This is a genomic window from Microbacterium sp. (assembly GCF_047605725.1).
GTDB lineage: Bacteria > Actinomycetota > Actinomycetes > Actinomycetales > Microbacteriaceae > Microbacterium.
On sequence record NZ_JASGFE010000065.1, the window covers coordinates 1 to 13504 of the forward strand.

Annotated in this window: 12 protein-coding genes and 1 pseudogene; all 13 read right to left on the minus strand. The window is 72.3% G+C overall.

The genetic code is table 11. From position 1 onward, the window contains the following. The coding region (locus QM641_RS11830) for a tetratricopeptide repeat protein (RefSeq protein ID WP_415116716.1) at nt 1-773 on the minus strand (773 nt) is incomplete at its 3' end. Between the two features lie 77 nt (nt 774-850). Beyond that, nucleotides 851-1327, minus strand: a complete 477-nt coding sequence (locus QM641_RS11835; RefSeq protein WP_415116718.1) for a hypothetical protein — start codon at nt 1325-1327, stop codon at nt 851-853. After that, a complete protein-coding gene (locus tag QM641_RS11840) occupies nt 1324-1899 on the minus strand; it encodes an RNA polymerase sigma factor (RefSeq protein WP_415116720.1) in 576 nt (191 codons plus the stop codon). The genes QM641_RS11835 and QM641_RS11840 overlap by 4 nt, the downstream gene beginning before the upstream one ends. Beyond that, complete coding sequence (locus QM641_RS11845; RefSeq protein ID WP_415116722.1) at nt 1896-3317, minus strand: S8 family serine peptidase; 1422 nt, start codon at nt 3315-3317, stop codon at nt 1896-1898. Before QM641_RS11845 ends, QM641_RS11840 begins: the two co-directional genes overlap by 4 nt. Before the next feature lie 148 nt (nt 3318-3465). Further along, nucleotides 3466-4119, minus strand: a complete 654-nt coding sequence (locus tag QM641_RS11850) for a thymidine kinase (protein WP_415116725.1) — start codon at nt 4117-4119, stop codon at nt 3466-3468. Between the two features lie 33 nt (nt 4120-4152). Further along, nucleotides 4153-5631 (minus strand): malate:quinone oxidoreductase, encoded by a 1479-nt coding sequence (locus QM641_RS11855; protein WP_415116727.1) that lies wholly within the window; start codon nt 5629-5631, stop codon nt 4153-4155. A 262-nt stretch (nt 5632-5893) separates the two neighbouring features. Further along, nucleotides 5894-6964 carry an aspartate-semialdehyde dehydrogenase gene (locus QM641_RS11860; RefSeq protein WP_415116729.1) on the minus strand — a complete coding sequence of 357 codons (1071 nt, stop codon included), beginning with the start codon at nt 6962-6964 and terminating at the stop codon, nt 5894-5896. Between the two features lie 87 nt (nt 6965-7051). Continuing rightward, the gene (locus QM641_RS11865) at nt 7052-8431 is read right to left on the minus strand and encodes an APC family permease (protein ID WP_415116731.1); all 1380 of its coding nucleotides are present in this window, start codon (nt 8429-8431) and stop codon (nt 7052-7054) included. A gap of 14 nt (nt 8432-8445) precedes the next feature. After that, nucleotides 8446-10095 carry an amidohydrolase gene (locus QM641_RS11870; RefSeq protein WP_415116733.1) on the minus strand — a complete coding sequence of 550 codons (1650 nt, stop codon included), beginning with the start codon at nt 10093-10095 and terminating at the stop codon, nt 8446-8448. Nucleotides 10096-10209: 114 nt separating this feature from the next. Further along, nucleotides 10210-11496, minus strand: coding sequence for an aspartate kinase (locus tag QM641_RS11875; protein WP_415116735.1), 1287 nt, complete (start codon nt 11494-11496; stop codon nt 10210-10212). A 49-nt stretch (nt 11497-11545) separates the two neighbouring features. Then, nucleotides 11546-12439 (minus strand): DMT family transporter, encoded by an 894-nt coding sequence (locus QM641_RS11880; protein WP_415116737.1) that lies wholly within the window; start codon nt 12437-12439, stop codon nt 11546-11548. A gap of 38 nt (nt 12440-12477) precedes the next feature. After that, the gene (recR, locus tag QM641_RS11885) at nt 12478-13071 is read right to left on the minus strand and encodes a recombination mediator RecR (RefSeq protein WP_415116739.1); all 594 of its coding nucleotides are present in this window, start codon (nt 13069-13071) and stop codon (nt 12478-12480) included. After that, a pseudogene (locus QM641_RS11890) lies at nt 13071-13504 on the minus strand (DNA polymerase III subunit gamma and tau); the annotation flags it as partial. The gene recR and the pseudogene QM641_RS11890, both read right to left, overlap by 1 nt.

Below are 13504 nucleotides of genomic sequence, written 5' to 3' on the forward strand. Positions count from 1 at the left end.
CGCTCGAAGGCGGCCGCGGCACGACGCGCGCAGCGGCCGGCGTCACCCGCGCGGCCGGCCAGCAGCGCCGCCTCGGCCTGGGCGAGCAGCCCCTCGGCGTGGTCCTGCCCGGAGCGCTGTCGCCGCAGCGCCGGCACGGCCCGGGCCAGCTCCGCCTCCGCCTCGGCGTAGAGGCCCGCCACCAGCAGCACCCGTGCGCGGTCGAGCGACAGCATCGCGAGGTTGCCCGGCAACACCTCCCGGTACTGCGCCTCGGTGCGCTCGTAGCGGCGCAGTGCGGCGGGCAGGTCGCCGGCCGCCCACTCCACGAAGCCGAGGTCGTGCTCGGCCTTGGCCACGAGCGCGACCGCCCCGTCGGCGGTCGCCAGCTCCAGACAGCGCTGCAGATCCGACCGGGCCTGCGCCAGCCGTCCCGCCGCGGTGTGCAGCACGCCGCGGTTGAGCAGCACCTTCGCCACCAGCAGCGCGGACTCCCGCTCGTCGAGGAGTCGAAGCGCCGCGTCGTACTCGGGGAGCGCATCGGCATCGCGGCCGATCCGCCGCAGCAGCACCGCGCGCTGCGCGTGCACCACGGCGCGCTGCGGTCCCGTGACGAGCGGGCGGGCCTGGTCGAGCAGAGCGAGACCGTGTGCGGCGTCGCCGAGCTCGGCCTCGGTGATGGCGAGCGTGACGAGGATGCCGCCGCGCACGGTGTCGGCGGTCTCGCTCCCCGGCACGGCGTCGAGCTCGCTCAGCGCCCGCCGGAGCAGGCGCGCGGCCACGGCGGGGCGCATGTCCTCATTGGCCGCGAGGGCACGGCGGTGCAGCGCCGCAGCGCGTTCGGGCGCGTCCGGCGCGACGCGCGGGCGGTTCACAGTCGCAGCGCGGGCGTCGCGATCCGCCGACCGTCGCCGAGGACCACGAGCACGCGCGCGCTCCCGGTCGGGATCCCGTCCAGCGCGAACCGGCCGGCCGGGCCCGAGTCCGTCTCGAACGCGGTCCCACGACTGTGCCGCACGGTGACCGTGGCATCCTGCGCCGGCGTGATCCAGCCGTCGAGCCGCACCGTGCCCGCCGCGCGGGGCACGACGCTCAGGACCAGCGTCACCCCCTCTGCCGCGAACCGCAGCACGCGTCCGTCGCCGCGCACCCCCTCCCTGGCGTCCACGACGAGGGCGGCCAGCTCGGCGTCGAGGTCGACCGTCGACAGGGCGAGCATCACGGCGTCGTCCATGACCGGCGGCATCGGATCGATCCGCCCGAAGATGCGCCGGAGCCCGTCGACGATCGCGTCGTCGAGGGCCTCGTCGCCGGGAAGCCCGTCGTCCGGGGGCTCGTGGTCGGTCATGGCGTCCCCCAGAGCGGGTCGTCGAGCAGCAGCTCGCGCAGCTTCGCCAGGCATCGGCCGCGCGTGGGGCCGATGCTCCCGCGCGGCATGCCCATCGCGCGGGACACCTCGTCGTAGTCGGGGCGGTCGACCGCGGTCAGCACGCGCAGGAGCCGCTGGCAGCGCTCCGACAGCTGCTGGAAGTACCGCCACAGGGTGTGATCGCGCTCGGAGTCCAGCAGCACGTCGAGGGCGCCGGCGGCGGGATCGGGACTGTCGGCGACCGCCTCGGTCGGCACGACGCGACGGCCCTTGCCCGCGACCCGCCACGCCTCCCGGCGCGTCACCGAGACGAGCCAGCCCACGACGGCACTCGGGGTGCGGATCTCGTCGAGGCGCTGGACCAGCTCCAGCCACGCGGTCTGCACGACGTCGAGCACCTCGTCGGTGTGCAGCCCCTGGGTGCGCGCGACGTGCCATAGCAGCGGGTTGAGCTCGCGCACGACCTCGTTCAGCGCCGACATCTCGCCCGCGCGTGCCCGCTCCAGGAGCCCGGCGAGCCGGACGCTCCGTTCCGAGGCCGCGGACGTCATCTCGAGCCCTTCAGCCTCTGCAGCGCCTCGCTCACGCGCGCGGGGCGGTCCTCGAGGTGCGGCCCGCGCGCGATCGCGTCGGCGATCAGTCCGGTGAGGTACGCGGCGGCGAACGACGTGCCGCTCCAGCGCGCGAACCCGCCGACGAGGTTGTCGGGGTCGAGCGGCGCCGCGACGTCCGCGAAGCCGGGTCTGCCGAAGCTCTCCGGGACCGAGCTCAGCAGCGCCACCCCCGGCGCCCAGTCCGTGACCCACGTGCCGTGGTTGCTGAAGTCGGCACGCGACCCGTCCGGGTTGAGCGCGCCCGCCGCCAGCAGCGGGGTACGCGGCAGTCCATCGACGGCCAGCCCGCGGAGCGCGGCCGGAAAGGCGGGCGCCGCCGTGGCGTCGTTCCCCGCCGCCGCGACCACCTGCACGCCGAGCTCGCCGAGCTCCCCCAGCACCTGACGCAGCGCGGTCAGATGATCGTCCTCGGAGGGCGCCGCCTCGTAGTAGCCGCAGGCGAGGCAGACGACGTCGACGGAGAGCTTCTGCGCGGTCAGCTGGGCACAGATCCATCGGAGCCCACTGAGCACGCTCTCACCGGGCTGCGCGCCGTCGCCGCCCATCGTGTGGAAGGACAGGATGCCGGCCGACGGCGCCAGCTGACGGATCAGCCCCGCGACGAACGTGCCGTGCCCGGCGAACGCGTCGATGTGACCGTCGTGGGGGCTCGCGTTCTCGTCGGCGGGGGCCGGGACATCGCCGTCGGGAACCCAGCCCCGGCTGCGGGCGTCGACCCATGCGTCCTCCGGCAACCAGGGGTGGCGGCCGATGCCGGTGTCGAGCACCGCGACCCACACCTCGGCGGGGTCGTCCGGCGGCGCGGGAAGCGGCGGCGCACCGAGCGGGAGCTGCACGGTGCTGCGCCCGGTCTCGGAGAACGTGCTCTTCACCGAGAACAGCCGCCGCGCGCCGAAGGTGCTCTTGACCGAGGAGAGGACCTCGGTGGTGGAGTGCCCGGGGGCGCGGTCGGGGTTCTGACCGAGGAGGTCGTGACTCTGACCGAGGAAGGTCGAGACCGCGGCCGCCGTCGTCGCGCCGACCTCGTCGGCGACGGCATCCGCGAGCAGGTCCAGCACGGCGCTCGCCGTGACGGGCGCTTCGTGGCCCGGGTCCGGCGCGCCGTCGACGGCGCGCTCCACGTCGAGAAACGCGGTACCGCCGACCACGCCCCGCGGGGTCAGCGACAGACGGGCGCCGCGGAGGAACGCGTTCACGCGCCTGAGCGTGTTCGGCGCGGCCTGGGCGACCGGCAGCGACAGCGTGCTCGTCTCCTCGCCGCCGACGGTGCCCACCGTCGTCGCGGGCGGGGACTCGTCCAACACCGGCCAGCCGTAGTCGTCGGCCCGCTCGTCCAGCACGTACCACTGGCTCATCCGCCGCACCTCCATGGATCGTCTCAGCTGATCAGTGCGACGCCGAGGCTGCGGGATACACTGCCGCCCGGGTCCGGGAACTGTATCCCGTCCAGTGTGCTCGGGGGCGTGCGCCGCATGCAAGGGCCGGATGCCGCCGCCGTACGGCTCAGCTGAGCCGACCGCCGGACTCGCGCAGGTAGCACTGGGCGCACATCGACTCGTACGTGACGCGGTCGGCGCTCAGCTCGTCGATCGCGACCTGGTCGCCGTCGAAGACGAAGCGGCCTCCCACCAGCCGCGCGTTGAACAGCGCCTTACGCCCGCACCGGCAGATGGTCTTGAGCTCCTCCAGGCTGTGGGCGACCTCCAGCAGCCGCGCCGAGCCCGGGAACGCGCGCGTGCGGAAGTCGGTGCGGATGCCGTAGGCGAGCACCGGGATGCCGTCGCCCACGACGATCCGGAGCAGATCGTCCACCTGCGCGGCGCTCAGGAACTGCGCCTCGTCGACCAGCAGGCAGGCCACGTCCGGGCGGGTGCCGGTCGCCGCCGACTCGGGGATCAGGGCGTTCTCCGCGCGCCGCCGCACCCGCGCGCGGTGCTCGTCGAACAGCATCCGCACGTCGTCGTCCGGCCCGATCAGGAAGTCCACGTCGCGGGCGACGCCGAGCCGGCTGGAGATGCGCTCGGCGCCCTTCGTGTCGATCGCGGGCTTGACCAGGAGCACGTGCTGGCCGCGCTCCTCGTAGTTGTACGCGGCCTGCAGCAGCGACGTCGACTTGCCGGAGTTCATCGCTCCGTAGCGGAAGTACAGCTTGGCCACGCGCCGATTCTACGGAACCGGCATCCGCCGCGCTCAGTCGTCGATGTCGAGAGCGCGCGCCGTCTCGGCGACGAGGGCGCGCGCCAGCTGCGGCCGTGGGTTGAGCGTGTCTCCGTAGCTCGGGATGAGCTCGGTGAGTCTCGGCTCCCACGCGGCCATCCGGTCGGGGAAGCACCTCTTCAGCAGACCCAGCATGATCGAGGCCGCCGTCGATGCTCCGGGCGATGCCCCGAGGAGCCCGGCGATCGTGCCGTCGGCCGAGGTCACGACCTCGGTGCCGAACTGCAGCACGCCGCCCTTGTCCGGGTCCTTCTTCATCACCTGCGCGCGCTGGCCGGCGTTCAGCAGCACCCAGTCCTCGTCGCGCGCCGACGGCATGAACTCGCGGAGGCTCTCGACCTTCTGCGCGTGGTTCTTCATCAGCTCGCCGAGGAGATAGCGGATGAGGTCCGGGTTGTCGATCGCGACCTTGAGCATGGGCCAGAGGTTCCCCGGACGCACCTGCGCGACGATGTCGAACATCGACCCGTTCTTGAGGAACTTGGGGCTGAACGTCGCGAACGGGCCGAACAGCAGCGACGCCTGACCGTCCACGACGCGCGTGTCGAGGTGCGGCACCGACATGGGCGGCGCGCCGACGGAGGCCTGCGAGTAGACCTTCGCCTTGTGCCGCGCGACGATCGCGGGGTTCGAGGTCTTCAGCCACTGCCCGCCGATCGGGAAGACGCCGTAGCCCGAGACCTCCGGGATGCCGGAGCGCTGCAGCAGCTTGATCGCCCAGCCGCCCGCGCCGACGAACACGAACCGCGCGTCGACCGTGCTCGGCGTGCGGCCGATCGTGCGCCGGATGCCGATGCGCCAGGTGCCGTCGTCGCGTCGCCTGAGCGTGCGCACCTCCTGGTTCGTGTACACCTCGACGCCCCGCTCCTGCAGGTGCGTGAACAGCTGCCGCGTGAGGGCGCCGAAGTCGACGTCGGTGCCGGCGGGCACGCGGGTGGCTGCGAACGGCTCGCCCTTGCGGCGCTTTTCCATGAGCAGCGGCGCCCACTGGTGGATGATGCGGGAGTCCTCGCTGTACTGGATGCCGGCGAACAGCGGCTGATCCTTCAGCGCCTCGTAGCGCTTCTTGAGGTAGGCGACGTTCTTCTCGCCGCGCACGAAGGTCATGTGCGGAGTGGCGTTGATGAACGTGGACGGTTCGTCGAGGATGCCGCGCTCCACCAGCGACGCCCACAGCTGGCGGCTCTGCTGGAACTGCTCGTTGATCGAGATCGCCTTCGCGGGGTCGACCGTGCCGTCCGGGGCCTCGGGCATGTAGTTCAGCTCGCACAGGGCGGCGTGACCGGTGCCGGCGTTGTTCCAGGCGTTGGAACTCTCCAGGGCGACGTCGGAGAGGCGCTCGTAGACCGCGATCCGCCAGTCGGGCTGCAGCTCCTTGAGGAGGACGCCCAGCGTGGCGCTCATGATTCCGCCGCCGATGAGCACGGCATCGTACGTCTCGGTCACGGTCATCCAGTCTACGGCGCGTTCATCGCCCGCCCAGACGCACTACCGAGCGCCCCTCCTTTCCGCGAGACTTCACTGGCGCACCGAGACCGCATGCTGGGCGTGCAGTCTCGGTGCGCCCATGGAGTCTCGCGGTCAAGCGCGGGACGGGCGGCCGGGCGGCCGGGCGGCCGGGCGGCCGGGCGGGACGGGACGGACGGGACGGGCGGGACGGGCGGGACGGGCGGGACGGGCGGGACGGGCGGGACGGGCGGGGCGGGACCACCGGTCAGACGCGGGCGGTCAGGCGCGCGGCGACGAGCTCGGCGATCTGGACGGCGTTGAGGGCCGCACCCTTGCGCAGGTTGTCGTTGCTGATGAACAGCACGAGGCCCTTGCCCTCCGGCGCGGACTGGTCGGCGCGGATGCGGCCGACGAACGACGGGTCCTTGCCTGCGGCCTGCAGCGGCGTCGGGATCTCCTCCAGCACGACGCCGGGGGCGCCGGCGAGCACCTCGCGCGCGCGCTCGGGCGTGATGTCACGGGCGAACTCGGCGTGGATCGACAGCGAGTGGCCGGTGAAGACCGGCACGCGCACGCAGGTGCCGGCGACGCGGAGGTCCGGCAGCTCGAGGATCTTGCGGCTTTCGCCCCGGAGCTTCTTCTCCTCGTCGGTCTCGTTCTCGCCGTCGTCGACGAGACTGCCGGCCAGCGGCAGCACGTCGAAGGCGATCGGGGCGACGTACTTCTCCGGCTGCGGGAAGTCCACCGCCGACCCGTCGTGCACGAGACGGAGCGTGTCGCCCTGCGCGAGCACGCCCTCGACCTGGCCGAGCAGCTCCTGCGCACCGGCGATGCCCGAGCCCGAGACCGCCTGGTAGGTGCTCACGATCAGGCGTTCCAGGCCCGCCTCGGCGTCGAGGGGCTTCAGCACCGGCATCGCGGCCATCGTGGTGCAGTTCGGGTTCGCGATGATGCCCTTGGGCAGGTCCTCGATCGCGTGCGGGTTGACCTCGCTCACGACGAGCGGCACCTCGGGGTCCATGCGCCACGCGCTGGAGTTGTCGATCACGACCGCGCCTGCCGCCGCGAAACGCGGAGCGTGCGCACGCGAACCGGTGGCCCCGGCGCTGAACAGCGCGATGTCGATGCCCTCGGGGTCGGCGGTGGCGACATCCTCCACGATCACGGTCTTCCCGCCGAACTCCACAGCCGTGCCGGCCGAGCGGCTGGTGGCGAACAGCCGCAGCTCACGGATCGGGAACGAGCGCTCGGCGAGGATCTCGCGCATGACCGTGCCGACCTGGCCGGTGGCGCCGACGACGGCGACGGAGAGTCCGGATTCGGAGATCGTGGTCATGCGGGTTCCTCGGATGCTCTGAGTGCAGGGGTTCGCACGATTCTACCGGGGCCGCGCGGACCGGACGCCCGCGACCGGTACCCGCGCCTATTCCTTCAGGTCCAGGCTCGGCGTGGGCCGGCGGAAGCCCCGCGTGATCCACGCGAGGTAGATGACGCCGACGGCCAGCCACGACAGCCCGACGATGAGCGTGCGCGGCGACAGGCTGGTCCAGAGCCACAGCGTGAGGGCGAGGCCGATGCCGGGGAGCACGACGTAGCTGAACACGGCCGCCGCGCCGCGCTTCTTGCCGTCGACGAAGTAGTGCTTGAACACCGCGAGGTTGACCGCGGAGAACGCCATGAGCGCCCCGAAGCTGATCATCTCGGCGAGCACGCCCAGGTCGATGACGACGGCCAGGAGCGAGACGACCGACACGACCCCGATCGCGTACACCGGGGTGTCGAAGCGCTCGGAGAGGTGGCCGAAGAAGCGACGCGGCAGAACGCCGTCGCGGCCCATCGCGAACAGGATGCGGGCCACCGACGCCTGCGACGTGAGAGCGGATCCTGCGGCCCCTGCCACGTACGCGGCGGTGAAGAAGATCGTGAGGAACTGCCCGCCCGCGGCGCCCATGACATCGAGGGCGCCCGAGTCGACGTCGCTGAACTGGTTCGAGGGGAACACGAGCTGCGCGACGCACGAGAGCCCCATGTAGATGAGCCCGCCGGTGAGGGTGGCGATGATGATCGCGCGCGGCACCGTCCGACGCGGATCCTTCGCCTCCTCGGACAGCGTCGAGACCGCGTCGAAGCCGAGGAACGACAGGCACAGCACAGCCGCGCCCGCCATCAGGGGTGCGAAGCCGGGCGCCGTGCCGTCACCGGTGAAGGGAGCGGCGATGTCGACCGTGCCGGTCTTCGAGATCGCGGCCACGCTGAGGACGGCGAAGACCACGATGAAGATCGACTGCGCCGCGATGATCACCACGTTGGCGCGTGCGACCGAGACGATGCCGATGATGTTGAGCACCGTGACGAGCCCGATCATCACGACGACGAACACCCAGGGCGGCACCGCGGGCAGCGCGGCGTTGAGGTAGATGCCGATCACCAGATAGTTGATCATCGGCAGGAACAGGTAGTCCAGCAGCAGCGACCAGCCGGCGAGGAACCCCACCGGGGCGCCGAAGCTCTTCTGCGTGTAGGTGTAGGCCGAGCCCGCGGACGGATAGGCCTCCGCCATCTTGGCGTACGAACGGGCGGTGAACACCATCGCGATCAGCGTGATGACGTAGGCGGCTGCGACCCTTCCACCGGTGAGCTGGGTCACGATGCCGTAGGTCGTGAACACCGTCAGCGGCACCATGTAGACGAGCCCGAAGAACACGAGCGAGGGGACGCCCAGCACCCGGCGGAAGTGTCCCTCGTGCTCGGCCGTGCCGTGCGCTGGGGCTTCTGTCTGTGGGGTCGGCGGTACCTGGGACATGTGCGGCTCCCTCGCTATCGGGTGGGCGCCGACGCTGCCGCCACGTTCTTGTACGCCACGGTACCGGCCAGGAAGGTCGCGCGTACAGGATTGGCCGCGAACACGCCGGGGCCGAGGTCGCGCGGATCGTGCGCGAGCCACACGAGGTCGGCGGTCGCACCGGCGGCGATGCGCCCGCGCGGCGCGGACCCGCCGTCGGCGAACGCCTGGTGGGCGACCGCGGCGGAGTACGCGTCGATCGCACGCGGCACGTCCACGATCTCGGCGGGGATCCAGCCGCCGTCGGGGACTCCGTCGCTCGTCTGGCGGCTCGTCGCCACCGCGAGCCCGTCCAGCGGCGCACCGGAGGACACCGGCCAGTCGGAGCCGAAGGACAGGAGCGCCCCGTCGTCGAGGAGACTCCGGATCCGGTACTGGCGATCGCTGCGCTCCTGCCCCAGCCGGGGCGTGGTGAGCACCGTCATGAGGGAGTCCTGCTGCGCCCACAGCGGCTGCATGCACGCGATCACGCCGAGCGCCGCGAACCGGCTCAGGTCGGCGTCGTCGACGAGCTGCACGTGGGCGACCACGGGGCGCCGGTCGCGCGGGCCGTTGCAGCGGGCGGCGTGCTCGATCGCATCGAGGCCCTGTCGTACCGCGGCGTCGCCGATGGCGTGGATATGGATCTGAAAGCCTGCGGCATCCACCGCCCGCACCGCCTCGGCGAGGCTGTCGCCCTCCCACACGCGCATCCCGTGGTCGTGCAACCCGGAGCAGTACGGCTCGAGCAGCGCTCCGGTCTCGTTCTCGATGACGCCGTCGGCGAAGAACTTCACCGTGCGCGCCGACAGCAGCGGGTCGCCGAGCGCCTCGACCCGACCACGCGCCTCGATCATGCCCGGCAGCTGCGCGTCGAAACGCCGAGGATCGGCGTACAGGGCGAGATTCACGCGCAGATTCAGGATGCCGCGGCGCGAGGCCTCGACGTACGTGTCGACGTCGTCGGGCTCCACCCAGGCATCCTGCACCCACGTCACGCCCCGCGCGAGGTAGTACTCGGCGGCGCGCTGGAGCGCGCGCAGCCGCACCTCCTCGCCGCGCGGCGGACAGGCACCGAGCGCAAGGTCGACCGCACCCCACTCGCGCAGCGTGCCGAGCGGCTCGCCGTCGGGCCGGCGCGGGATCTCGCCCAGCACCGGGTCGGGCGTGGCCGACGTGATGCCGGCCCGCTGCAGCGCCTCCGAGTTGCACCACGCGGTGTGGTAGTCCCACGCGCGCAGCACCACCGGACGGTCCGGGACCGCGGCATCCAGCCATTGCGCGTCGAACAGCCCGCCCGGCGAGAGGCTGCCGTCGTAGGACGCGCCCTGGATCCACTCGAGGTCGGGATGGGTCTCGGCATGGCGGCGCACCTCGGCGACGATCTCGTCCACGCTCGCGCAGGAGCGCACGTCGGGCCCCTCGGCCTCCAGCCCGCCCAGGAGCGGGTGGGCGTGTCCGTCGCCGAACGACGGCATGAGGAAGCCCCCGTCGAGGTCGACGGTGTCGAGCGCATACTCGGCGGCGAGGCGCGCGGCATCCGCTCCGACGGCGACGATCACGCCGTCGGCGACGATCAGCGCGTCGGCCGGCTCGACACCCGCGCCGAGCCACACCGTGCCGCCATGGAAGTACGTCGCCGCCATCGCCATCCCCTGTCGTCGCGGGAGTGAGCCCCGATGGATTGGCACGTTACACCGCCCCGCGGGCGCGCCGGTACCGTTGGCGTCCGGCATCGCCTCCGGATGCCGGTGCGACGACTACCGGCCGGTGCCGGCGTAGACGACGGCCTCGGTGTCGCCGTCGAGCCCGTAGGCGGCGTGCACGACGCGCGCGGCCTCGGCCAGCTCGTCGCCGCGGACCACGACCGAGATGCGGATCTCCGAGGTGGAGATCATCTCCAGGTTCACCCCGGCCGTCGACAGCGCCTCGAACAGCGTCGCCGACACCCCCGAATGGGTGCGCATGCCGGCCCCGACGACCGAGAGCTTGCCGATCTGGTCGTCGTGCACGAGGCTCTCGAAGCCTACCTGCGCCTGCTCGGCGGAAAGTGCGCGCAGCGCGGCGGCGGCATCCGCCTTCGGCAGCGTGAACGAGATGTCGGTGCGCCCGGTCGCGGCGGCCGAGACGTTCTGCACGATCATGTCGACGTTCGCACCCGACTTCGCGACGATCTTGAAGATCTCGGCGGCCTTGCCGGGCACGTCGGGCACCCCGATGATCGTGACCTTGGCCTGACTGAGGTCGGTGGCCACTCCCGTGACGATCGGCTCTTCCATCTGGTCTCTCTCTCCCTGGTCCGGCACGCTCATGCCGGCGCCGAGCACGAAGGTCCCCGGTCCCGAGCTGAACACCGAACGCGCATTGATCATGACGCCGTGGCGGCGAGCGTATTCCACCGCGCGGATATACAGCACCTTCGCCCCGTTGGCGGCGAGCTCCAGCATCTCCTCGGCGGAGACCCGGTCGAGCCGCCGGGCGCGTGGGACGACGCGCGGGTCGGCCGTGTAGATGCCGTCGACGTCGCTGTAGATCTCGCACACGTCCGCCTCCAGCGCCGCGGCGAGCGCGACCGCGGTGGTGTCCGAGCCGCCGCGTCCGAGCGTGGTGATGTCGCGCGTGTCGCGGTTGAACCCCTGGAAGCCGGCGACGATCACGATCGCGCCCTCGTCGAGGGCCTCTCGCAGGCGGACGGGCGTGACGTCGACGATCCGCGCCGCGCCGTGCGTGGCATCCGTGATCATCCCGGCCTGGCTGCCGGTGAACGAGCGCGCCTCGAAGCCCATCGAGTGGATCGCCATGGCCAGGAGGGCCATCGAGATGCGCTCCCCGCTGGACAGGAGCATGTCCAGCTCGCGCGGCGCCGGTATCGGCGAGACCTGCTCGGCCAGATCGAGCAGCTCGTCGGTCGTGTCGCCCATCGCACTGACGGCGACGACCACGTCGTGCCCGGCGCGGCGGGTGTCGACGATGCGCTTGGCGACCCGCTTGATGCTGTCGGCATCGGCGACGGACGACCCGCCGTACTTCTGAACGATCAACGCCACTGTGAAGACTCCCTGCAGGGCGCCCGGATGCCGCGCCCAACGCACCATCTTACGGACGAGTGGATGCCGTTCCGGTCATGTGACCGCCCGCACGCACCGCCCGCCGGATGCCGCCGGTCGCGGCCAGCCAGCAACCCAGCAGCACGAGCGGGAAGCCCGCGACCAGGCCGAGGCTCAGCTCCTCGCCGAGGATCAGCATGCCGAGGAGGATCGCGACCACGGGATTGACGTAGGTGAACAGCGGTGCGCGCGTCGGGCCGACCTCGCCGATGAGGGCGAAGAACGCGAGGAACGCCACGGCCGTGCACAGGACGGCCAGCAGCCCGAGCGAGACGACGCTGCGCACGGTCGGCACCGCGTGGGAGGTCAGCAGCGCCACCGGCAGGTAGCCCAGCCCGACCGCGCCGAGCGAGAGCGTGATCGTGCCGAGCGAGGGCACGTCACGCAGCTTCGTGGCCACGATGAACGGGGCGACCGCGTAGCAGACGGCGGTCAGGAGCACCTCGCCGACCGCGACCAGCGCCCCATCGCCGACGGCCAGGCCCGGCCCGGCGACGATCACGGCGACCCCGGCGAAGCCGACCAGCAGCCCCGCGGCGCGGGCGGGCCGCAGTGCGGAGCGGTCGCCCCGGCTGAACGCGAACAGCGCCGCGAACAGCGGCACGGTGGCCACCAGCAGCCCGGTCAGGCCCGAGGGCAGCGTCTGCTCCGCATGGCTGAGGAGCAGGAACGGGCCCGCCATCTCGATCACGCCGAAGGCGAGCACCCACGGCCACATCCTCAGGGCGGGCCGGAGCACGCCGCGGCGGATCGCGATCGGAAGCAGCACCAGCGCCCCCAGGAGCGTGCGCCCGGCGACCACCGCGGCGGGAGAGAACGAGTCCACCGCCTCTTTGATGAACAGGTAGGGGATGCCCCACAGCACGGCCATGGCGGCGTACAACCACCACCCCCGTGCCGTGACCGGGTTCGACGCGGCGTTCAGAGTGCTCGCCTGCCCTCGAAGGCACGCCCCAGGGTCACCTCGTCGGCGTACTCCAGGTCGCCGCCCACCGGGAGTCCCGAGGCCAGCCGGGTCACGCGGATCTCGAGCGTGTGCAGGAGCCGGCTGAGGTAGGTCGCCGTCGCCTCCCCCTCCAGGTTCGGGTTGGTGGCGAGGATGACCTCCTGCACGGTGCCGCCGGCGAGCCGCTGCAGCAGCGAGGTGATGCGCAGCTCGTCGGGGCCGATGCCGGCGATGGGACTGATCGCGCCGCCGAGCACGTGATAGAGCCCGCGGAACTCGCGCGTGCGCTCGATCGCGGCGACGTCCTTGGCGTCTTCGACGACGCAGATGAGGCTCTCGTCGCGGCGCGGGTCGCGGCAGATCGCGCACAGCTCCTGCTCCGACACGTTGCCGCACCGCTCGCAGAACCGCACGCGCTCGCGCAGCTCGCCGAGCAGCTGCGACAGGCGCGACACATCGAAGCTCGGGGTCTGCAGCAGGTGGAACGTGATGCGCTGCGCCGACTTCGGCCCGATGCCGGGGAGGCGCCCGAACTCGTCGATGAGGTCCTGGACGATGCCGTCGTACATCAGCCGAACCTCGTCGGCGACGTGTAGGGCTCCTCACGCACGAAGGTCGCGCCCAGCACCTGGCGCACGACGGCCTCGCCGTAGCGCTGCGCGCCCGACGCGTTGCGGACGACGCGCTCGGTGACCACGGGGTTGCGCGGCGGGACGGGAGCGGCGGCATCGACCGGCGGCACGAACTCCTCGGCCTCGTCGTCGTCGGACGTGGCGAGCGACTCGGACCCGGTGAGGACCTCGCCCTCGCGCTCGAGCACGAGGGTGTGCGCGGGGGCGGATGCCGCCTCCTCCGGCTCGTCGTCGACGGCGAGCTGCGCGACGGCCGGGCCGTCGCCGGTCGGGATCGGGGTCACCGCCCACTCGGTCACCGAGCCCTGCCCGGGCGCGGCATCCGGTCGTTGCCGGGGGCCGGCCGGCGGCGCGGGCGGGCGCGGCGCCG

Coding starts and splice junctions, on each gene's coding strand:
- QM641_RS11835 (WP_415116718.1), bottom strand. CDS start 1,327: ATGACCGACCACGAGCCCCCGGACGACGGGCTTCCCGGCGACGAGGCC.
- QM641_RS11840 (WP_415116720.1), bottom strand. CDS start 1,899: ATGACGTCCGCGGCCTCGGAACGGAGCGTCCGGCTCGCCGGGCTCCTG.
- QM641_RS11845 (WP_415116722.1), bottom strand. CDS start 3,317: ATGAGCCAGTGGTACGTGCTGGACGAGCGGGCCGACGACTACGGCTGG.
- QM641_RS11855 (WP_415116727.1), bottom strand. CDS start 5,631: ATGACCGTGACCGAGACGTACGATGCCGTGCTCATCGGCGGCGGAATC.
- QM641_RS11860 (WP_415116729.1), bottom strand. CDS start 6,964: ATGACCACGATCTCCGAATCCGGACTCTCCGTCGCCGTCGTCGGCGCC.
- QM641_RS11865 (WP_415116731.1), bottom strand. CDS start 8,431: ATGTCCCAGGTACCGCCGACCCCACAGACAGAAGCCCCAGCGCACGGC.
- QM641_RS11870 (WP_415116733.1), bottom strand. CDS start 10,095: ATGGCGGCGACGTACTTCCATGGCGGCACGGTGTGGCTCGGCGCGGGT.
- recR (WP_415116739.1), bottom strand. CDS start 13,071: ATGTACGACGGCATCGTCCAGGACCTCATCGACGAGTTCGGGCGCCTC.